The sequence below is a fragment of the Trichocoleus sp. DQ-U1 genome (assembly GCF_039961925.1).
In the GTDB taxonomy this organism is placed as follows: domain Bacteria; phylum Cyanobacteriota; class Cyanobacteriia; order Cyanobacteriales; family FACHB-T130; genus FACHB-T130.
Genome location: NZ_JAMPKB010000060.1, coordinates 12,993 through 34,475 on the forward strand (window position 1 = coordinate 12,993; position 21,483 = coordinate 34,475).

Below are 21,483 nucleotides of genomic sequence, written 5' to 3' on the forward strand. Positions count from 1 at the left end.
GATCGATTTTTGAAGGATGAGTATCGTTGTAAACCAAGCGCGATCGCAGGTTCTTCAGGATAAGGTAGCGATCGCTTCGCTATTAGCTCCTAAATTTTTGCTCGAAAGGAAAGCTACAAATTTATACAAGCATGATTCAGCTCGAACACGCACCTCTGCAACAAGCGAAACTTCCGCGAATACAAAGAAGTGAAAATCCAATTATTGGACTTGTAATTGCTTTTACTATTATTGGCATCTGGGCAAGCAGTCTGGTTTTCTTAATTTCCCTTGACTGGTCGCAAATTCCTACTGTATGGAGAATCCCCGCGATCGTTTGGCAAATGTTTCTGTATACAGGATTATTCATTACCGCCCATGATGCAATGCATGGAGTGGTATTTCCTGAAAACCGTAAGATTAATAACTTGATAGGTTCATTGGTATTATTGTTGTATGGATTCTTTTCTTTTGACGAGTTATTGAAAAAGCATGGGGTACACCACCAGCACCCAGCAAGCGAATTCGATCCGGATTTTCATAACAGTCAGCATAAAAACTTTTTTGCCTGGTACTTTCACTTTATGAAAGGTTATTGGAGCTGGAAACGCTTGTTTGCTTTAATGGCTTTCTATAACCTGATTGCTTTCACCCTGCCGATCCCCGAATTGAATTTGACTTTATTTTGGGTGATTCCTTCAATTTTAAGTTCGGTACAGTTATTCTTTTTCGGTACTTTCCTGCCTCATCGAGAGCCACAAGAGGGTTATACAGATCCTCATCGCGCCAAAACCAATGCTCTGCCAGTTTTCTGGTCATTTATCACCTGTTATCATTTTGGCTACCACGAGGAACATCACGAACATCCTCATCTTCCTTGGTGGCAGCTACCAGAAGCTTACAGAATGAATCAGACCTCTAGTTGACAAATCACCGTTTGTACTGCCAATTGCCATTGTAAATAGATAGAAGGGGCGTATTAGATACGCCCCTTTTTTATTACTTCTTAATCGGTAATTTTTTAGGTGGTGGGAGACTATTTTTCTTTTTCTCTTCCAATTTTTGTTCTTCCAACTTCTTTTCTTCTAATTTTTGCGTTGCTAGGGTTTTGTTTTCCAACGCTAAAGTGTTTTTTGGATCGAGTTTCAACACTTCATCAAAGACAGCGATCGCTTCTTCTAACCGATCTAACAACAAGAGGGCAACCCCTCGACCGGCAAGACTATTCGCATCATTGGGCGTAATGCGAATTGCCTGGGCGTAAGCGGCGATCGCTTCTTCATACCGTTCTAAAGCGACTAACACGACGCCTCGGTTATACCAAGCTTGTGATAATTCAGGATTGAGGCTAATCGCGCGATCGCTAGAAGCGAGGGCTTCGGGGTTTCTTCCCAAATGCCATAGCACCACCGTTCGGTTCGCCCAGATATCGGCAAGCAGCGATTGATTGAAGTTCGGATCGCTACTTTTAATCGCTTGATCGTAAGCGGTGAGCGCCTTGGGATAGTCTTTTACTGTTCTGAGTATCCTGCCTTTGTTAAACCAAGCTTGGGCATAGTTAGGATTAAGGCTGGTGGCGCGATCGCTCGAAACAATGGCTTCGGAGTATCTTCCCAAAAACCACAGAGTAACGCTGCGGTTGTTCCAAGCTTCTGGGTAATCAGGGTTAAGACCGATGGCGCGATCGTGAGAGGCTAATGCTTCTTCGTACTTGCCTTGTCCGGCTAAAGCATTTCCCCGCTGATCCCAGGCTAATGAAGGACTCGCCTCACCCCATCTCCCATCTCCTTGCAATGCTTTATCGCAGGCGGCGGCGGCGTCTTCGTACTTGCTGACTTTGTTTAGCGTCGCGCACTGGTTCGCTAACGCCACAGAGTAAGTGGGACTCAATTTAACCGCCATTTCCTGAGAGGGGAGTGCTTGGGCGTACTTACCCACCAGGGACAGCAAAACGCCATGTTCAGTCCAAGCGGTGGCGTCTGTGGGATTCAGCGCCAAAGCTTGATCGTAAGAAGCGATCGCTTCTTGGTACTGACTTAATTTTTTGAGCGCCACGCCTCGGTTGTACCAGGCGACGGCTGGAGTCCCAGCGCCCCAATCAGCATCACTTTTCAGCGCCAAATCGCAAGCCGCGATCGCTTGAGAATATTGCCCAGACGCAGAAAGTGCGGCGCATCGATCCGCTAAAGCTAAGGAATAATCCGATTTAATTTCTAAGGCTTGGTCAAAAGAAGCAATCGCTTCGGCGTTCTGTCCCAGCTTCCTTTGTGCTAATCCTTTGTTGTACCAAGCGATCAGCGGCGTATTGTTCTCCCAATTTCCATCGCCTCTGAGTGCTTTGTCGCAAGACGCGATCGCGTCTTCATATTTGCCTAAGTTAGCGAGGGCGATGCATCGATCCGCCAAAGCTAAGGAATAGTCGGGTTTGAGACGGATCGCCTTATCAGCAGAAACCAAGGCTTCGGTATATTTTGCTTGTCCTAGCAGCCCATCCACTCGGTCCGTCCAGATTTTCGGCTTTTTGGGATCGAGAGCGATCGCTTGGTCGCAAGCCGCGACGGCTTCTGCATATTTCTTCTCGTCCCCCAATAAGTCACACAAACTCCCCCAGTAATCAATGTCCTTCAACTCCAGGGGTGGCTGCGGCGCTGGCTGTGCCAGTATCTTGAAGCAATAAAAACTAACACTTACACAATAAAAACTTAACAGAAATAAACTAAAAGTAAAAAATCTTTGGTTCGCCTTTTTCTCTCTGCGGGATTGCCCTAGCAATGCGATCGCCTTCTTTAAATTGCCGTAGTCTGCCATAGCAAGAGCTGAATTTTAGACTTCAAGAATAGCATAAGCGCGACCATTTATTCCCTTGCCAAAATTAATATTTAACACTTTATCTGTAAAGTAAAATAAACTCTTGCCAGGTTTAAAAAAATTAGAAAAGTATGATTATCTTAATCCTTTCGGGATCTGGCAATAAATGTCCGGATTTTTATAAAAAACGCTTGAATATACTCTGTTAACGCCCTCATCTATTAACGGAATCCTACGGATTCTTGCCTTAACAATTATGCAACGTAATTTTTTAATTAGTTTAGGCGCAAGCCCAATGCTCAAAATTGCCATTTTCTTACTCGGAATCATTCCGCTACTATCAATCGATGCTGCTTACGCTCAAGTCCCGCCCTCTGGAACTTTCACCGCTACACGCACTTGTGTAGCACCACGAGCAATTAACGGGATAAATCCGGGTAATATCCAAGTCTCAAACGGTCAGCGTTATCAAGCAATTGGCTTCAATTCTCCAAAGCGAAAGTTTATTCAGCTTGCAGTCCCTGGTGCTAAGCCAGAACGTCGCTGGGTTAGTGCTGATTGTGGTAATTTTTCCCCCGCAACAGATGCGAGTTCTGAACCGAACTCCGGCACCGTAACGCAGCCATCGACATCGGTACTACCCTTTTTTGATAATGTTAATAATCCAGAGCTTCATGGCTTTCCACACGGGCAAAAAGCAGACATCACACCGCCATTACCCCAACTCAATGCTTTTGACCAAGCAGTGTTGAGAACCTGCGGAGCGATTGGTAGCAAAGTTCCAGCAAGTGCTTTCAAAAAATTGATGTTAGAAAATCGAGATGTAGTGCGTGAAATTCAACAAGCAGTGGGTGGGGACCTGCGTGCCGTCCGCAGTACAGAAGCAGAATTTCTCGACGATTTAACGGCTGCTTGGTCTGAGAGAGGCGGCTTTGAACATATCTTTTGTGGTGAACTAGAAGGGGCAACGAAAATTGGCGGACTGCACTTTTTTGGCAGATACCGGGAACTGCAAGAGCAAGGAATTGGCGGACGACTCCCGAATAATTTGAACAAAGAAGAGGTCGTTCCAGGGTTAGTTTACACCCTGGGAGTATTCATCAAACATAATGGTCAAACTTGGAAAGATAATATCAAAGGATATGCTCTCGTTAGCGATGCCAAAGAAATGTTGTTAGATGCAACAAAAGCCTTGAAAGCACAGGGAAATACTCAGGGTGCTTGCATTTTAACAGTGCAGGATGATGAGACGAATAAATCTTATAAGGCGGTTTTCGTAAAGAGTCGAGATGCGATCGTTACGTTTTATCCTGATGCGACTCCTGGGGGAAAAGCTTGCAGAAGTTAATTGAATAACTTCATTCCCGCCCGGTTGCTCATAGCGTATACACACACGTCTTCTAGAACCTATTTGTCCCGTTTTGCCCCCCCTAAATCCTTCTATAAATTGAGAGGATAGGGGGAGTATCAATATTCTGCAACTGATACCTCATTCTGCAACTGATACCTCAGATGGAAGGTGGGCGGAAATAGCACCAGTAGGATTTGAGGAGGATAGTGAATGGAATGCAGACATTATTGAAGCTTGGAAAAACGAATTGATTGCTTGGACTTGAGTGGAAGGCGCAGACATGGCTAACCCTGGTTCTGTTCGCTTCCAGCTAGCACCTAGCAATTATTGATGCTTGTCCAGTACCTCGAAAGTCAAGGCGCGATCGCTCTTTTAGCGCTTGAACCCCCACGATTAGCAGTTAATCCCCCTGCGTCATCGTTTGTTGAGAGGAATATGCCATTGACTCTGAAAATAAAAGTTTTCTCCGACTACGTTTGTCCATACTGTTTTCTAGCCGAATTTCCCCTAGAAGCAGCCATTCAGGGAAAGGACGTTGAAGTTGAGTGGATACCCTTTGAGCTTCGACCATTACCACAGGCGACGCTGAAACCGGAAGACGATTATCTTCAAACGGTTTGGCAGCAATCAGTTTATCCGCTAGCGAGAAAAATGGGTGTTGAGATCAAGCTACCAACTATCTCGCCGCAACCACATACGCATCTAGCGTTCGAGGGTTATCAGTACGCGAGAGAACATGGTAAAGCTAACGAATACAATGACCGTCTTCTCCGGGCGTTTTTTCAAGAAGATCTGGACATTGGCAATATCGAGATTTTGACGCAGTTAGCGGGAGAAATTGGGCTGGATGGAAAAGAGTTTAGAGAATCCTTGGAAACCCGAAGGTCTAAAACAGCTCATCAGCAAGCATTAGAACAGACTCGCAAAGAAATCGGTATTACCTCAGTCCCGACATTTATTATCGGCGATCGCATTTTGCCGGGTTTGTTAAGTCAAGAAAGCTTGGAACGGGCGATTAATCGGGCATTAGAGGGCAATCTTAGCGAAAAGTAGCGATCGCCTAAACTGCCCATTTTTCTAACCATTGGCGTGAATTCCCTAACCGACAAATTCATCCCCATCGGGATGGGTAAAGTACGACTCTAATCATTACAGGAGATAAAATATGGCAATCCTTTCAGGACGAGCTTGGATTACGGGTGCTAGTAGCGGCATCGGCGCAGCGACCGCCAAAATATTGGCTCAGAACGGAGCGAAAGTCGTTTTGTCGGCACGCCGCACAGAGCAACTCGAACAGCTTTCCCAAGAAATTGAACGTGCAGGCGGTCAGGCGATGATCAAACCCTTGGACGTAACTAATCGAGAAGCTGTGGCACAGCTTGGGGAGGAACTGGAAACAATGGGTGGCGTGGACATCCTGATCAATAACGCTGGTTTAATGCCTCTGGCACCGATGCTGGAAGGGCGCGTGGATGAGTGGGAGCGGATGATTGATGTGAACCTGAAGGGACTCCTCTACACCATTCATGCTGTCCTTCCCGGCATGGCTAAGCGCAAGCACGGTCATATTGTGAATCTTGGATCGGTGGCTGGACGCTTTGCCTTTAAAGGGGGGGCTGTCTATTGCGGAACCAAATTTGCGGTGCGCGCCATCTCTGATAGTTTGCGCCAAGAGGCAATTGAATATGGCGTGCGGGTGACAGACATTGAACCAGGAGCAGTAGCGACTGAACTTGCCGATTCAATTAAGCATGAGGCAACGAAAGAAGCTGTGACCGGGCAAGGCGGTTTTTATGCTCCGGGTGCGGATATTCTACAAGCGGAAGATATTGCCAACGCGATTCTTTACGTGGTAAGCCAACCTGAACACGTCAATATCGGTGAGTTGTTGATTCGTCCGCGTATTCAGGAACTCTAACGAATTTAACCAGTAGGATAATCCCAAAGCATAAACTGTCTTGGGGCTAATTAGCCTCGTTCCCCAGCTGAGCCGGGGAACGAGAAACAGATATCGCTTTTATTGCGCGGCAAAGTCAGGACGGCGATCGCTCCAAAGTTTTGCAGCTTCTAGTTGTGCGGCGAGGGCAATCAACGTGGTTTCGTCAGCGGGGCGTCCCACCAACTGCACGCCGATTGGCAACCCGTTGGCGTCAAAACCAGTCGGAAGTGCGATTGCAGGCTGTCCGGTGGCATTGAATGGGGGACACGGAGCGATCCACTGAATGATTTTCTGCAATCTTTCCTCCGGATTCAGGTGCGCCCACTCCCCAACCCGAATTGGCTGATGCATATAAATGGGCACTACCAAAACGTCATAGTTGTCAAAAAAGGCAACAATGCGCCGCGCCATAATTTGCATCTGAGCAACCGCTTGCAGATATTCACCCGCAGAACCGGATTTCTCTAGCATCCAGCGATTCATCGGTTCCAAGTAGTCGCCGGGAATCCCCGTCGCCGCCACACCAGCTTGCCAAACTTTGGAAAAAGGTTTGATCAAATCGGTAAAGTCTGGACAACCGGGTTCAACGGTATGACCCATTTCTTCTAGCAATTGCACAGTTTTTTGGACGGCTTGCCCAGATGCCGAATCGGCTTCGCCTATCGGGGGAATTGTTGTAGAAAAAGCAATCCGCAAAGACCCCAATTTTTGGGCAGTTGCGGCAAGAAAAGTCGTTCCTGGGTCGGGCAACCAGTAGGGATCGCCCGCGACATAACCAGACATGACATCCAGAAGGGCGGCAGCATCGGCAACGTTACGCGCCAAGCAGCCATTGGTTGCAATGCCATTTAGATGATCGCCCACAGGTGCATAAGACACCCGACCCCTGGAGGGTTTAATGCCGACTAAACCACAACAAGCAGCGGGACCGCGCACCGAACCGCCGCCATCAGAACCTTGAGCGATCGCACACAACCCCGCCGCCGTAGCCGCCGCTGCGCCCCCACTCGATCCCCCTGGTGTATAGTCGAGATTCCACGGATTCCGGGCGGGTAGAAACGCCGGAGGTTCTGTATAAGGGAAAGAACCTAGTTCAGAAGTCGCCGTCTTACCGAGAATCGTAAACCCCGCCAGCTTAATCCGCGTCACCACGGCATCATCATAAGCGGCAATTTTGTCCATCAGCGCCGCTGTTCCGTAGGTACAGCGAACACCAGCAACGGGGTTGAGGTCTTTAATTGAAATGGGTACCCCAAAAAAGGGCGGAAATTCTTCTGTGTTGCCTGCCAATGCTTCCGTCTTCGCCTGGGCATCGGCAAGCGCCATATCTGCCATGACGGTAAAATAACTCCCCAGTTGGGAATCCAGTCTCTGAATACGTTCCAGGTAAAGTTCCACCAACTCTAGCGGTGATACTTCTTTGCTGCGGATGAGCCGCGCCTGTTCTATCGCTGGGGTAAAAGCTAAATCAGTTTGATTCATGGGGACTTTGGGCGATCGCTACTTAATCTTGAACGCCTGAGCGCGTCTAGGCAATAAAATCCTAGCTTGCCAATAAACATTGTTTCACGCGATCGCTTTTTCGCTTAAGTATCCGGATCGATACCAAGCGATCGCAGTTGTTCTGCTAGTCGTTCTGCTGCCTCTTCTGGGGTAAGAACTAGAGAACCTTCTGGGATAAAGTAGCGCAATTTTCCGGCTTCTATACCCAAATACAAATCTAGAACCTCACTCCACAGCCAGCCTTGAGGGTTGGGCGCGATCGCTTGATATTGTTCTCCTACCAACCGGAAACCCGCAAACTCTAAACTTTCGGGATCGAACCAAAAGTACTCTGGCGTGCGAAAGCGGTTTTGATACAACTCTTTTTTGAGATTTCGGTCAATACTAGCAGTCGTATTGGACAGTAATTCGATAATTAAATCGGGATATTTGCCTTCTTCTTCCCACACTACCCAAGAGAGACGCTCTTTTTTTTCCGTGTTTTTCACTAGGAAAAAGTCTGGTCCTCTAAAGTCTCGATTTCGCAGTTGTTGCCGACTAAAATAAACTGTCAGATTAGCGCCAATAAAAAAATCATTCCGCTTGCGCCAAAACCATTCTAAGCAACTCACTAATAAAGCTAGTTGCTTGTAGTGCAAAGAACTTTCCATTTCTGGTTCATCGCTCAAAAGTTTTGTAGCATCTGGCATTTGTGCTTCTAATTCTTGCGCTGTTTGGTACATATTGCCACCTGCTCATAGCTATTTTAAATTTCAAATTTTAGAGATGAGAATAGAATTTGTATCAAGATGCGATCGCTTTATCAACTTATTCTATAAAAATAAACAAAGCCCGCATAGGCGAGCTTTGTTTGTATAGTCCCAGCATTTTATGCTGCGGGTCAATCAATGTAACGATGCGTTAAACTTTCGAGCGGTCGGTCAAAATTTCATATCCATCTTCCGTTACCAGCACGGTATGCTCAAACTGAGCTGACAGGGCATTATCCACCGTCACTGCCGTCCACTTGTCGGATAAGATGCGGGTGAACTTTGAACCAGCATTTAAAATCGGCTCAATTGCCAAAGTCATTCCAGCCCGAAGCTTGACATTTGGCATCTCGCGGGTGCGGAAATTAAAAACAGACGGTTCTTCGTGCAAATTCCGCCCAACACCGTGTCCGGTGAAGTCTTCCACAATACTAAAACCATTGCTTAGCACATGGTCTTGAATGGCACCTGCAAGGTCGAGCAAGTAGGCTCCAGCTTTAACTTGTTCAATTCCTTTAAAGAGCGCTTCTTCTGCCACGCGGATTAACTTAGCCGCTTCTGGTGTCACTTCACCAACGGCGATAGTGATGCAGGAATCACCGTGATAGCCCTGGAAATAAGCACCTGTATCAACTTTCAAGACATCGCCAGTCCGAATCACTTTTTTGGCGTTGGGAATGCCATGTACGACTTCGTTGTTGATGCTGGAGCAAATGGAAGCAGGGAAGCCGTGATATCCCTTAAAACTGGGTGTTGCCCCCATTTCGCGGATGCGCTTTTCGGCATAAGCGTCTAAATCCGCCGTTGTCATACCGGGCTGCACCATCTCTTGAATTTCTTTCAGCACGGTTGCCACAATCTTCGCCGCCTGTCGCATGATTTCAATTTCACGCTGTGACTTAATTTCAACGCCACGACGTTGTTTTTTCTCGCGGGGAGGTTGAGGGGGTTGGAAAAGCAGATTGTTCAGGATGTTCATTTGACAGATGGCGAGTGGTGGGATGTCAACAGGGTAAAGCGATCGCTCCTCCCGCCTGCTTCTGGGGTGATTGACGATTGAGGAAGCACTCTCCCTGTTAATTTGTCAGGTATTTATTATCTTAAGTTAACTTTGTTGAAACCATTCCTAGGGCGGGAGGCTCCACGGTTGTTCTCGCATCTAAATCGGTTCACGATTACAGCTACCAACTGGTATTAAGACTGGTTCTGCCGTGCTGCCATCAACTCTTTGAATCGAGGCTTAAAGGCTTCAATTGCCTCCTGAGTGGGCTGGGTTTTTTGCCATGCAGGACGCTGCACCAAGTTCTCACACCAGGCACTCAGTTTGGGATGGTTATCCAGCGATACGCCTAGCATAGGCAACAACGGCACCATCGTTCCGGCGACAATCTCCGCGAGGGTGAGACTAGCGCTACCTGCAAAGTATCGATCGTCGCCCAGTAGACTCTCAAAAAAGTTCAGCACTGTCAGAATTTTCTGCTTTGACTGCTCCAACTGCTGTGCGTCTGCATCCAAACCCATCATTTGATTCGCGAATGGGTTTATGGCAGGCAACAGTTCGTTGACAGTCACCATTTCCACCATCCGCACGGTTGCTAGCGCCTTGGCATCCGTAGGTAGTAAGGCAGGCGTGGGATATTTTGCCTCTAGATAGTCAAGGATGGCTAAGGATTCTATGACGTTAAAGCCATCATCCACTAAAACTGGAATGTGGTGGAAGGGATTCATCGCTAGAAATTCTGGTTGAAATTGATCGCCATCCATATTCAGCGATACCAGCTCAAAGGGAATTTCTTTCTCCAGTAGCGCCACCCATACGCGCCTTGAGTTAGCGGAAAGGGGAGTGTGATAAAGCTTCAGCATGAGGATACCTCTCCAGAACTTATTTCCCAGGATACTCCGCTCCCTGGTCTGGCAACGAGCGCGATCGCGTCCTATGCAACTTTTTCCAAACTTCCCTCTCCCTATTCCATCTTCCTGCTAAGAAACCCTAGCGAACCGTCTTTAAGCCTTCAACTTTATCCATAAATAAATCAGTGAAAATGCTCATGATTGTGCGTTTACGTACCTTCAGGTTGACACTTACCGACATCCCTGATTGCAGCGGGACTTCTCGACCTTTAATTAAAAGAGACTGATTATCTAAGCTAACTTTGGCAGGAAACGTATAATACGGGCGAATTTGTTCGGGTGGTAGAGCATCCGATCCAATCCAGGTTAAACGACCTTTCGTATCGCCAAATTCCCGAAATGGAAAAGAGTCAATTCTGATATCTGCTTCCATCCCTTCTTTCACAAAGCCAATATCTTTATTGGTGATAAAAACTTTAGCAACTAGACTGTCACTTGGAACAATTTTTAAAACGGGTTCGGTAGAATTGGTAACAAAACCTGGTCCATGAGGTTTTAGCTCAAAGATAGTTCCATCTACCGGAGCTTTGATTTCTTGGTATTTTAAATTTTGTTCTGCTTGGCTCATTTGGCTGTCGATTTCTGCAAGGCGTTTGTTATTTTCTACAATTGCCTTGTTTAGCTGATCGTCAATTTCTGCCAAACGTTTTTCATTCTCAGCAATTTTGGTTTGCAAATCTTGTTTAGTCAAAGCGATGGTATTTTGCAGCTTTTCATTCGCTTGCGCGATCGCTAGCTGTAACCGCTTCTGTTCCTGAGTCAGTTGATCCACCTCAGCTTGGCGAGTACGTACATCCTGCTTCTGCTTCAGGTATTGCACGCGGGAAACTGCTCCTTGCTTCATGATCGGTTCTATATCGTCCAGAATCCCCTGATTCACCTCTAATAGGTCTTTAGAACTCGCTATCTCTACCTGAGTTTGACTTAGCTGTTTTTCCAATTGCTCAGCTTCCAACCTAGCAGTCGCAACGCGAGAATTGAGTTCTGCTATACTCGATTGAAAACGTTGCTGTTGATCTAAGCTAAGACTTGTTCCTTTAGAAGAACCTCTTAGCTGAGCGCGATATAGTTGATTTTCTGATGCTAAAGAGGAGCGCACTTTAGTCAGAGAGACTAACTCTAATGGTAGTTTTAGTTGAGCAGTCTCTCCATCTATTGCGGCGGGGAAACCTGCACCTTTTATTTGCGATCGATAAAACTGATTTTCTTGCTTTAATGCTGTCTGAATTTTATTCAGAGAAGTTAACTGAGCCTGAGCTGTTTCTGAGTCTAAACTCAGCAGTTTATCTCCTTTTTTTACTCGTTGTCCATCCTTGACATAAATTTCTTTCACTACCCCTGCTATTGGAGCTTGAACTTCCTTAACAGCACCTTGAGGTTCCAGTTTTCCAGTCGCAGGGATGGCTTCTTCAATTTGGAATACAGAAGCCCAAACTATCACAAAAGTTGTCATTCCCATGATTCCCCAAACGATCGCGCGAGACCAAGTCGGGGATTGTTGCAGAATAACAGCTTGATCGAAGTTGTTTGAGGTAGAGGCGGGTGGCGTTACTTCCTTATTAGGATTAGGACTTGGAACTGTATTAAGGCTAGGACTTGGGACTGCTTGGGGTACTAAAGATAGGTGTTCGTTAGACTGTTTTCCATTTTGTTGGAGCATAGCTGACAATAGTGCTGAGTGCTAGGACTGGGGACTGTGGACTGAGGACTAAGGACTGAAGAGTGTTAGCGAAGCGGCGCTGTGTTCGCGGACTGAATAATAGAGGGTGAGAGGGGGATTTATTAATTACCCATTAGCCATTAGCAATTCCCATTCAGTTTTCTATAGTTGTGCTTCTTGTTGTTGATACAGACAGTAGTAGCGACCTCTAAGAGCCATTAATTCATCATGAGTTCCCTGTTCAACGACTGCACCTTGATCCATCATCAAAATCAGACTGGCATTTCTAATTGTAGTTAAACGATGGGTAATAAAAAACACAGTGCGATCGCGGAACGTCGAGGCGAGATTTAAGCACACTTGTCGCTCTGCGTTGTAGTCTAAAGCGCTGGTCGCTTCGTCTAAAATCAGTAACTGAGGATTTTGTAAAACGGTACGCGCGATCGCAATTCGCTGTCTTTGTCCCCCGGATAAGGCAGAACCCCGTTCTCCGACGCGAGTGTTGTAGCCGTTCGGCAAAGCCATGATAAAGTCATGGGCAAAAGCTACTTTGGCGGCTTCAATGATTTCCTCATCGCTCGCATCTGGATTGGTTAGCGCGATATTTTCTTGCACCGTCCCATCAAACAAGAGAGTATCTTGAAGCACCATTCCAATCTGACGCCGCAGGGAATAAAGTTCTACCTTACTAATATCGTAGTCATCAATGATAATCCGCCCCGATCTTGGCTCATAGAGTCTGGGTAAAAGTTTTGTCAGGGTACTTTTACCCGATCCACTTTGTCCTACGATGCCGATAAATAGCCCTGCTGGAAAGTCTAGATTAATGTTACTTAGCTGAAGAGCGCCGCTAGGATTGAAGCTAAAAGAAACATTTTCAAACTTCACGCTTCCTTGAATGGCTGGCATGAGAATGTTGTGGCGCTCGGTTTCATCTGCTTCGAGATTTGCGTCGAGAACATCGCCCAGTCGCTCAAGAGATAAAGCGGTTTCTTGAAAGTTTTGCCACAGTTGTACTAATCGTAATAACGGACTGGTTACATAACCGGAAAGAATACGGAAAGCAATTAATTGTCCTAATGTTAATTCTCCTTTTAGGACTAAATAAGCTCCCGCCCATAACACTAACAAACTGGAGAGTTTATTTAGGAAACTACTTACGGAACTGGCAGTCGTAGAAGTGGAAACTGTCTTAAATCCAGCACTGATATAACGACCATAACGCTCTTGCCATTGCCAGCGCGATCGCAATTCTAAATTTTGTGCTTTAACTGTTTGGATTCCTGACAGAACTTCTACTAAATAAGATTGAGTTTCGGAGTTACGCTCGGCTTTCACCCGCGACTGCTGCCGAATGATCGGTGACACTCCAAGTGTTAGCAAAGCAAACAATGGCACTGTCGCTAAGGCGACTAGCGTTAGCACTCCACTGTAAATTAACATCACCGCAATGTAGATGACTGAAAAAATAGCATCTAACACTACAGTTAACGCAGTTCCAGTTAGGAAGGAGCGAATATTTTCGAGTTCATGAACGCGAGTAGCGAGTTCCCCGACAGGTCGCCGTTCAAAATAGGACAAAGGCAGGCGTAAAAGGTGACTGATGACCTCTGAGCCTAAAGCCAAGTCCATCCGGTTAGTGGTATCAACAAATAAATGCGTGCGTAAACTGGTCAAAACAGATTCGACGGCAGCGACTACGACTAAGAAAATGCCTAAAACAGATAAAGTATCGATACTATTTTGTACAAGAACTTTGTCAATAATCACCTGAGTCATCAGAGGATTTACTAAACCAAAGATTTGTACAAAAATGGAAGCAATTAAAACTTCTATTAAAACCTTGCGGTAGCGATAGATAGAAGGTAAAAACCAACGCAGGCTAAACCGCTCTTTAGAAGCTTCTTTTGTGGGTCGGAGCAGCAGAACTTCCCCTTCTGGCCCCCACGCTTCCATAAATTGGGCGGGTTTTTTGCGTAAGATGCCAACTTCTGGCACCGCCAGCACTAACTCGCGATCGCTAATTTTGTAAAGAATCGCAAAACTATCTTGCCAGCTAATCATGGCGGGAGCTTGCAAGCGACACACCGCAGCCGCAGGCACTTTAATTAATTGCGTATTTAACCCCGTTAACTCAGCCACCGCACCGCAAAATTGCAGAGATAAGTTCTCGGTGTGCTTGAGGTGATTGACTAAGACTCTCTTGATGACATCCCGTCGGAAAGGTATCCCCAAGTGCTGAGACAGCATTTGGAAGCAAGCTATTGTTGCATCCAGACGACCTCTCCCGTAGATGTAGGGGTGTTTCTCGTGTTTATAAGTCGTCGCCGTTTCACCAGATGGAGGTTGTTCCGGCGCGTAGGGAATCGCTTCCCAGTCGGTTGTAGGGGCAAGGGAAGCTGATGCCAATGCGATCGCGTCTTTCGATTCCGAGGGAAAAAGGATGGACTTCTGCAAGCCCAATAAACGAACCCCTCTCGCGCCTTCTACGTGTAAATTTCCTGGTGTACTCGGTATTAAGCGGCTTCCTACGGGGAAATCAGCGGCGGTTCCGCCACTCACCAGCCATACCCAGTTAGGATCTATCTTGCTGAGGGGAGTTTTTCCGGGGGGTAAGTTGAGAATCGTTGCGTCTGCAACCGCTTTTAAAGTGAGTTCCTTGAGATTGGTTGTCCCATCAGCTTGACGCGCCAATTCTTCCCCAATCAGATCGAAGACTTCAATCAAAGAACAACGGTTTTCAAAAGCAGCCGCAAATGAGCGTTCCTGGTTTAATAAAGCTAAAAAATCGGCGTCTGGGAGGATTAAACAAATGGTTTCTGTCGAAGCGATCGCTGTCTCGCAAGCCTTTCCCCGAATTAAGCTAACCCATCCGAGAATTTCGCCGGGTTCTAATAATTTCAGGGTGACAGGTGCTTGGCTCCGGGGGTCATAACCTAAAAGGCGGGCTTGCCCTTGATAGATAATGGCAATTTGCGCTGGCATTGTTTCCCGCACAAACATTGCTTGTCCCATGCGGTAGCGCAAAAATTGAAATTTTGCTGCCACTTTTTCTAAGACGACGGATGGCAGTTGATTAAACGGAGATATACCAGCGAGAATTTCTTTGATACTAATTGTCGTATGGGTCATCCCGTCTTACGGCTGCACCCTCCATCCAAGCTGTAACTTGATGGGAAAGAACGCCGTCCTCCTTATTCAAATATTTACAATCTATTACAGTTAAAACCGATACTTTTGCTGAAAAAAACAGAATATTTTAATAAGTGATGCCTCAGATCCGTTTGAATCATTTTGACAGGTTTAGCACCACTCTTCTGTAGTTTATCAGAATAGTTCAATGCAAGAAAAATGCGTATTCTTGAAGTTGTTTTTAACACCTAAATAGAGCGATGCTCTACTTAGCGATCGCTCGTTTACGCTGCTGCCAGTTGACCGCTTGGTTCAACTTTACGATTTGTTGCAGCCCCCAGCCAAATTTTATCTGCTTCGGGTAGGTTCCCGATTTGCTCTTGCACCCACGTTTCAAAAAGTTCTCGCAGCAATCGTTGACGCATGAATTCATTTAATTGGGCGGGAACTAACTTTTCTAGGCGCACAATGACCATCCATTCACCTAAAGGTCTGGGCGACCAAAGTTGATTCTTTTGACTAACCGATAGCAGTCTCGCCAGATGCGGGTGGAGAGTCCCAATCTCTACCGGGCCGATGGTTCCACCCGTTTGTGCTTCAGGCCCTTGGGAATACTCAGCCGCCAGTTCGCTAAAAGACTGCTCTTGTTCGGAAAGGCGGAAATAAAGTTCTTGGGCGATACCTGGATCTTTCGTCCGAATCAACGAATAAATGGCTTGATCCAATTGACCTTTGCGCTTGAGAAAATAAGATTCTAGTTTGTTACCCCAAGTCGCTTGTTTAAATTTTTCAATTCTTAACTTCCGCGTTGTCAAGGCTTCTAAATGCTCTTGGCTCATCCCGTAGCGCTCTAGCCAAGCTTGCTGTTCGGCTTCAGAAGTCAGTTGATTTTGCTGGTAGAAATTCCCGCAGGCATGAGCAATTTCTTCAGGCGTACAGTTAACAGAAGCGATCGCGCTGTCAATAATGCTCTCACGCAGCAATTGAGGAAACATTTGGTAGCTAGCCAGTAGGGGAATGATTTCCTCAGCTGTGAGGGTGCGATTACCGATTTGTAAAGCTGTAGTCATACCTGAGTCCCTTTGAATTTCTGGTTTGCGACTGATATTTTGAGCGCGATTGCACGGACAAAATCTGCAAATCTCTAAGGATGTATCAGCCGAAAAATCAGGAATTATGCAATATGTTACAAAACTTTACTTGTACCCCTCTCTAGGAGCCAGCGCAGGAAGTGGCGTGAGGCACCCCTGTGGGCGATCGCGCGGTCAGAATGACCTCGCCAAAGTTATTCCTCACCCATCCTTGGGCTTCCATCAACTGCCTGGAACTCTCCCCGGTAGCCGGACGGCTGGGAACAACCGCAGGATTCGGAAGATTTCCGACTTGCTGAGTTATCAGGCGCAAATCGCTCCAAACGAGGTTGCTGCTGAGGGTTTCGCCGGGATTGGGTGGAATTCCACCGCGTCCGGTAACGACCAATTCACTTTTTTGTTGCCCAACTGTGGCTCCACAACTTGATGCAATCAGTCCAGAGGCATCCACTAAGTCAGTCGGTAAAGCGACTACACCGCGACTGGGGTCAACATCCGGCGTATTGATTTCCACCACACCGTTCACTCCAAACTCAGAACTGGCGGTGATGTCACTTAGGAGAGTTTCGTCTTCCCGAAACTGAATTCCAAAGATGCCTTGAGTCGTAATTTGGATATTCCCCCCATTGCCAGTAAAAGCATTGGCAGTAATGTCGCTATTTTCCCCAGGGACGGCGACGATGAATGAGCTGTTAATCGTGATGTTGCCACCATTGCCACCCGCCCCTGCAATGCCTGCGGTACTTGAGATTTTACTGTTGTGGCGCAGCAGCAACAAATCCTGCACTAGCACCATATTTCCCCCATTACCGGATGCAGTTGCTGCCGTAATCGTTGCCTGGTTATCTAAACTCAGGCTTTGAGCAGTCAGCTCAAGATTGCCAGCACCTTTGGCATCGTTCGCTGGATTAAAACTGCTTGCGGCTACAGCTGCCCCATCCCGGATCGTCAACTTGCCAGTATTAACCCTCAGACTTCCCCCGCGACCTGTGGCGTCAAAAACACCTGGAAAGCTGGGAATTCCCCCAGAAACAGCAAGCAAGCTACTGGGAAACTGACTGCCTTTAGCAGTACCCGCTAATTCCACAAACTCGGAAGCTTGAACGGTTAAATTTCCCGCATCCCCTGCACCTAAAGTAGAAGTCTGGATGACGGCTCCATCGCGGACGAGCAATCGTTCAGTCTCAACGCTTAAGGCTCCTCCATCTGCCTGGGAACCGATACCGCTGCCGGAAAATAAGCCGCTCGGAAAAGGCAAACCGAGCTGATTTGTCAGCAATTGACCGTCTGCGGAAACCGCAACCCCCGCCAGTTCAACGTCTGAAGCTCGAACTGTCAAAGTGCCTGCCTTGGCTTGGCTAAACTTGCTAAGCGTCGTCACTGCAACTTGTGCCCCATTTTGAACGCTCAAGCGATCGCTCTCTATGGTTAAATTTCCTCCAGTTCCGGTGGCGTTTTGTTCTACTTGGGCACGCAAACTGCTTTGCCTGAGCGTATTGTTTTCGTCGAAACCATAACCCATCGCTTGCACTTGGGTCGCTTTTACAGTCAAATCTCCGGCTTTCCCTTGCCCAAAAGTAGAAGTTGTTACTTCGGCTCCATCTCGGACAATCAATTGTCCAGTTTCAACGGTTAGATTTCCCCCATCTCCTGTCGCTCCCCCTTGGACTGTAGCCCGCAATCCACTCCCAATTTCGCGATCGCTCGATCTGCCACTGACTTCTACCGAATCGGTCGCCCGCACCGTTAAATTCCCGCCCTGTCCTTGACCGAAAGTAGAAGTGGAGACTTGCGCCCCGTCCCGGACAATGAATTTTCCGGTTTCAACGGTCAGATTTCCCCCAGATCCGGTGGCTGTTTTTGAATTAACCCTGGCAAATAAACCACTGCGATCGCCACTAGGCGAACTGCCACTAATTTCCACCCACTCCGAGCCAGTGACCGCTAAAGTCCCTCCAGGTGCTGAACCCAAGGTATTCGCCAGCATCTGAGAACCCTCTGTAAGCGCGATCCGCCTACCTTGGACGCGAATATCGCCTCCCCCATTCCCGCTGGTCGTTACCGTCGTTTGCTGGGACTGGATGTCTTGGAAGTTCTGGATATTCGGATACCCCAGAGCATAGCCTTGGGCAGTTGGGGTGAGATTAACTTGTACGGGGGAAGTGGGTGTGGATGCTCCAGCGACGCTGCCTAATTCAATCCGTCCCCCCGCCGCCTGTAATCTTCCTCCCACGAGCGTCAAGTTACCACCCACTAGCCCCAAGGTTTTCCCAGACGGCACTTGCAGCTTAGCCCCCTGTACTTGAATGCTGGCTGCTGGTTTTCCAAATTGCAAACCAATCGGGACGCTGGCTGTCAGCAGCGGTGTTGTTTGGGGATTCGTGGCGCTGAACGAAGTTCCATCCGCCAAGCTGAGGCTAGTCGCCGTACTCGCCAAAAAAGATCCGCCAATCTTCAGCGCCGCATTTGAGCCGAAAGTAATCCCATTGGGGTTAATTAGAAATAGGTTGGCTGTCCCGTTGGCTCGAATCAAGCCGTCAATCTTAGACTCCGAGAAACCCGTGACGCGGCTGATAATGTTTTGAATATTGGCAGCATTGTTAAAGTAAGCACTGCCGTTAGTCGGAATCGAAAATTCCTCAAAACTGTGGAACAAGTTGGAGTTAGCTTGCGTACCTCCGGAAATTATTCTGGTGTTCCCACTTTGAGTAACGATGGAGGGTTGGGGTAGGGTTGAATCCTCGACAATTTGCGCCTGCATGGGGCTGGTTGTCACCAGACAGAACCCGGAAAGACTGCCAAAAAGCCAATATGACAGAGAACGCAGTTTCATACACAAACCCGTAACTGGGTCGGATTCAACCATTTACCTGAGTAAAAACGTATCCAGACGTCTGTCAGGATGAAAAAGGCGATCGCTTCCCAGAATAGCGTGCCATTTTGCACGCACGATATTTAAACAATAATCATGTCTGAGGCAAGGACAAAACCCGAATCGATTTGCACAGACGCCAACTGTGTCTGCTCAAAGAACAAAGCACCTGTGCTGCTGTCGTAGCTGAACTTATCGGATTGACCTTTCCCAATGCCGAAACCACTAGCAGAAATCTGAATCTTATCCCCCTCTAGGGAATTGAAGTCCAGGATGTTATCAATTCCCTCCCCCGGAGAATTAAAGACAAATTTATCCGCCCCCTCACCACCCGTCAGCCTGTCATTGCCAAAACCGCCGCCGAGAGTGTCCTTGCCAACCTGACCCTTGAGGACATCATTCCCGTCGCCGCCAGATAGCCAATCGTTACCAGACCAGCCCATCAGAAGGTCATCGCCAGCATCCCCATAAAGGCTGTCATTCCCATTTAAACCATCTAAAATATCATTTCCCGCTTCGCCGTACAGCTTGTCTTTACCGTAGCCCCCATTCAGATAGTCGTTGCCAAAACCACCCAGTAGCGTGTCCTTCCCGGCTTCACCGTAAAGGCTATCGTTGCCGTTCCAGCCATTGACGTAGTCTTTCCCGGCTTTCGCATAAACAACGTCATCCCCCTGATCGCCATATAGAGAGTTGTTGGCGGCATTACCGAAGATGGGAGTAACAATACTGTTAGCATCTTCGATGGTAATCACGGCAGTTTTAATATTCGAGTTGAGGCTTAACTGAATTGGAACAACGCCGTTGTTCGGATTGTTGGCATCGTTTTCCTTGAATGTATAGGTCTCCTGCGTAAACCCAAAAGGAGCTGAGTCCTTAATGGTCCATACTAGAGTGTCATTTCCATCAACGACATTATCGTTAAAAATTTGCAGGGGGATAGACGCTTGCCCGTCCACAAACTTGACATCAGCCTTAGCAAACCAGGGTTCGTCAAAGTTCTGTTCCCACTCGTTGAAGTTACCTTGTCCTCCTGGAAGATCGTAGTCACCGCTGCCTTCGGTAGCTAGAAATATAGGAATCCCTGTCCCTTCTTGCTCGTCAACGATCGCATCTTCAAATTCCATAACTTCATCCCTCCAGAACAGGTAGATATGAAAGTAAGTTTTGATTCAGAGCAGCTGTTTGCCGAGAGCAAAAAATTTTGAAGATTGCTGTGAAGAAAAGAAACGCGATCGCATCAACAACTCAGTGAACTGATTTTTATCGCAGCAGCTTGAGGAAACCTCAATAAAACGGGTTTATTCGTGCCATCATTTCAGCCTTCCCTTAACATGGATAAATTAGAGGGACAGCTACTCTCTCGTAAAACTAAAATTTAGACATCAAGCCAAAGCTACCCTGTCTCCAAAAAAACAAAACATTGAGCAAAGTGCAATCAATCACGGGAAATCACCGATTCCTTTCTATAGCAACCCGATTTGATTGGTCAGATATTTTTTAACGAACCGTCAAGGACGCGCCAGTCCTTAGGCGATGCAAAGCATTAGAAATCGAAAGCATAACAGCTCAAAATCCTTTAAAATTACTCTACCCTAATTACTAACAATATAAAGCATTTATTTTAGCTATTGATACCTTCTTAGCTTATTTTTACAACTGAATTTTGCCTGCGATTGACCAACCGCTCTACCTTTAGATTGGTAGTATAATTTCTATAAATCAATGGCACTCGTTAACCCAAAATTTACTCTCAAAATGTAGAATTCCCTAATATTCTTAACTTCTATTGTCTTTAGGTTCCTTAGAATTTAGGTGCTAAGCCCAGTGGCATCTGGAACGCAGAGTCACAATCAAGCCAATAGAGGCAAAGTTTATTAGTGAGAGTTGGCGCAAATAAATGGTTCATTGCCATTATTTTCTTTTGCTCAAGAATAAATTCGTTGTAATCAGCTAGGTTATCGAGTCCCAAGAGGTTCAGGATGATCTCAGTAACTAGCCAAACTGTTGTTTTAACGAATACTCTTTTCCACTGCGCCTTCATTGTGTTTATACCTTCCGGGAAGATCGAGGTTTGTACCCTGGTTGCGGTCTCAATGAGATTGGGTTCTAAAGGAACCGCTATAGACTTGTCAGATACAGGTGCAGTAGTTTTGCAAAGCTTTACAAACGTTTACAATGATTCTGCTAATCGGCAGGTACAGCAATATATTTGGGCACTTTACCTGTGCAATCCCGCCCTCTTTAGGGTCATTTGATGTCCCTTTCATATTGTTCAGCTAGGGGTAGTCATTGCCTCAGCAGAAAAAAAAGCCCCCTAGAGATTCATGTCTCTGAGGGGAGCTGAAGATTATCGAGTCAAGTTATCCCGATGTGTCAACCTAAACGCTGACAAAGTCAGCAGAAGCGTAAACATTGGTCGTATCCTGAACCACCGCAATCAAGTCATTGCCCTTATAAGATCGGAAGAGCACACGTCTGAACTCCA

At 46.8% G+C, this 21,483-nt stretch carries 15 protein-coding genes; 4 read left to right on the forward strand and 11 right to left on the reverse strand.

Annotation, left to right across the window (positions count from 1 at the left end):
* The first annotated feature begins 131 nt into the window (after window positions 1-131).
* Window positions 132-905 carry a beta-carotene ketolase CrtW gene (gene crtW / locus NDI34_RS20920; RefSeq protein WP_348233705.1) on the forward strand — a complete coding sequence of 258 codons (774 nt, stop codon included), beginning with the start codon at window positions 132-134 and terminating at the stop codon, window positions 903-905.
* A gap of 73 nt (window positions 906-978) precedes the next feature.
* On the opposite strand, the gene NDI34_RS20925 is transcribed toward crtW, so the two are convergent.
* Window positions 979-2,787, reverse strand: coding sequence for a tetratricopeptide repeat protein (locus tag NDI34_RS20925; RefSeq protein WP_348233706.1), 1,809 nt, complete (start codon window positions 2,785-2,787; stop codon window positions 979-981).
* A 256-nt stretch (window positions 2,788-3,043) separates the two neighbouring features.
* Between NDI34_RS20925 and NDI34_RS20930 the strand changes: the two genes are divergently transcribed.
* The 3 genes from NDI34_RS20930 to NDI34_RS20940 all read left to right on the forward strand — a co-directional run bounded on the left by NDI34_RS20930 (window position 3,044) and on the right by NDI34_RS20940 (window position 6,056).
* Entirely contained in the window at window positions 3,044-4,135 is a 1,092-nt protein-coding gene (locus NDI34_RS20930; protein ID WP_348233707.1) for an EndoU domain-containing protein, read from the forward strand.
* Window positions 4,136-4,579: 444 nt separating this feature from the next.
* Window positions 4,580-5,191: a DsbA family oxidoreductase gene (locus NDI34_RS20935; protein ID WP_348233716.1), complete on the forward strand. Its 612-nt coding sequence runs from the start codon at window positions 4,580-4,582 to the stop codon at window positions 5,189-5,191.
* Window positions 5,192-5,303: 112 nt separating this feature from the next.
* Window positions 5,304-6,056 carry an SDR family oxidoreductase gene (locus tag NDI34_RS20940; protein WP_190986095.1) on the forward strand — a complete coding sequence of 251 codons (753 nt, stop codon included), beginning with the start codon at window positions 5,304-5,306 and terminating at the stop codon, window positions 6,054-6,056.
* A 99-nt stretch (window positions 6,057-6,155) separates the two neighbouring features.
* Here the strand turns inward: NDI34_RS20940 and NDI34_RS20945 are convergent, their stop codons facing one another.
* The 10 genes from NDI34_RS20945 to NDI34_RS20990 all read right to left on the reverse strand — a co-directional run bounded on the left by NDI34_RS20945 (window position 6,156) and on the right by NDI34_RS20990 (window position 21,039).
* Window positions 6,156-7,559 carry an amidase gene (locus NDI34_RS20945; protein ID WP_348233708.1) on the reverse strand — a complete coding sequence of 468 codons (1,404 nt, stop codon included), beginning with the start codon at window positions 7,557-7,559 and terminating at the stop codon, window positions 6,156-6,158.
* Window positions 7,560-7,663: 104 nt separating this feature from the next.
* The gene (locus NDI34_RS20950; RefSeq protein ID WP_348233709.1) at window positions 7,664-8,302 is read right to left on the reverse strand and encodes a Uma2 family endonuclease; all 639 of its coding nucleotides are present in this window, start codon (window positions 8,300-8,302) and stop codon (window positions 7,664-7,666) included.
* A gap of 178 nt (window positions 8,303-8,480) precedes the next feature.
* Complete coding sequence (map, locus tag NDI34_RS20955) at window positions 8,481-9,308, reverse strand: type I methionyl aminopeptidase (RefSeq protein WP_190534207.1); 828 nt, start codon at window positions 9,306-9,308, stop codon at window positions 8,481-8,483.
* Window positions 9,309-9,523: 215 nt separating this feature from the next.
* Window positions 9,524-10,192: a glutathione S-transferase family protein gene (locus NDI34_RS20960; protein ID WP_348233710.1), complete on the reverse strand. Its 669-nt coding sequence runs from the start codon at window positions 10,190-10,192 to the stop codon at window positions 9,524-9,526.
* Between the two features lie 127 nt (window positions 10,193-10,319).
* Entirely contained in the window at window positions 10,320-11,900 is a 1,581-nt protein-coding gene (locus tag NDI34_RS20965; protein ID WP_348233711.1) for an HlyD family efflux transporter periplasmic adaptor subunit, read from the reverse strand.
* A 162-nt stretch (window positions 11,901-12,062) separates the two neighbouring features.
* Complete coding sequence (locus NDI34_RS20970) at window positions 12,063-15,032, reverse strand: peptidase domain-containing ABC transporter (protein ID WP_348233712.1); 2,970 nt, start codon at window positions 15,030-15,032, stop codon at window positions 12,063-12,065.
* A 284-nt stretch (window positions 15,033-15,316) separates the two neighbouring features.
* Window positions 15,317-16,102: a peptidylprolyl isomerase gene (locus NDI34_RS20975; RefSeq protein ID WP_348233713.1), complete on the reverse strand. Its 786-nt coding sequence runs from the start codon at window positions 16,100-16,102 to the stop codon at window positions 15,317-15,319.
* Between the two features lie 142 nt (window positions 16,103-16,244).
* Complete coding sequence (locus NDI34_RS20980) at window positions 16,245-18,989, reverse strand: S-layer family protein (protein WP_348233714.1); 2,745 nt, start codon at window positions 18,987-18,989, stop codon at window positions 16,245-16,247.
* 89 nt (window positions 18,990-19,078) lie between these two features.
* Window positions 19,079-20,122 carry a calcium-binding protein gene (locus NDI34_RS20985; protein WP_190534217.1) on the reverse strand — a complete coding sequence of 348 codons (1,044 nt, stop codon included), beginning with the start codon at window positions 20,120-20,122 and terminating at the stop codon, window positions 19,079-19,081.
* A gap of 677 nt (window positions 20,123-20,799) precedes the next feature.
* Complete coding sequence (locus NDI34_RS20990; protein ID WP_190411057.1) at window positions 20,800-21,039, reverse strand: hypothetical protein; 240 nt, start codon at window positions 21,037-21,039, stop codon at window positions 20,800-20,802.
* Window positions 21,040-21,483: the final 444 nt, after the last annotated feature.

Coding starts and splice junctions, on each gene's coding strand:
- NDI34_RS20975 (WP_348233713.1), bottom strand. CDS start 16,102: ATGACTACAGCTTTACAAATCGGTAATCGCACCCTCACAGCTGAGGAA.
- NDI34_RS20940 (WP_190986095.1), top strand. CDS start 5,304: ATGGCAATCCTTTCAGGACGAGCTTGGATTACGGGTGCTAGTAGCGGC.
- map (WP_190534207.1), bottom strand. CDS start 9,308: ATGAACATCCTGAACAATCTGCTTTTCCAACCCCCTCAACCTCCCCGC.
- NDI34_RS20985 (WP_190534217.1), bottom strand. CDS start 20,122: ATGGAATTTGAAGATGCGATCGTTGACGAGCAAGAAGGGACAGGGATT.
- NDI34_RS20925 (WP_348233706.1), bottom strand. CDS start 2,787: ATGGCAGACTACGGCAATTTAAAGAAGGCGATCGCATTGCTAGGGCAA.
- NDI34_RS20960 (WP_348233710.1), bottom strand. CDS start 10,192: ATGCTGAAGCTTTATCACACTCCCCTTTCCGCTAACTCAAGGCGCGTA.
- NDI34_RS20930 (WP_348233707.1), top strand. CDS start 3,044: ATGCAACGTAATTTTTTAATTAGTTTAGGCGCAAGCCCAATGCTCAAA.
- NDI34_RS20980 (WP_348233714.1), bottom strand. CDS start 18,989: ATGGTTGAATCCGACCCAGTTACGGGTTTGTGTATGAAACTGCGTTCT.
- NDI34_RS20965 (WP_348233711.1), bottom strand. CDS start 11,900: ATGCTCCAACAAAATGGAAAACAGTCTAACGAACACCTATCTTTAGTA.
- NDI34_RS20990 (WP_190411057.1), bottom strand. CDS start 21,039: ATGAAGGCGCAGTGGAAAAGAGTATTCGTTAAAACAACAGTTTGGCTA.
- NDI34_RS20970 (WP_348233712.1), bottom strand. CDS start 15,032: ATGACCCATACGACAATTAGTATCAAAGAAATTCTCGCTGGTATATCT.
- NDI34_RS20945 (WP_348233708.1), bottom strand. CDS start 7,559: ATGAATCAAACTGATTTAGCTTTTACCCCAGCGATAGAACAGGCGCGG.
- crtW (WP_348233705.1), top strand. CDS start 132: ATGATTCAGCTCGAACACGCACCTCTGCAACAAGCGAAACTTCCGCGA.
- NDI34_RS20950 (WP_348233709.1), bottom strand. CDS start 8,302: ATGTACCAAACAGCGCAAGAATTAGAAGCACAAATGCCAGATGCTACA.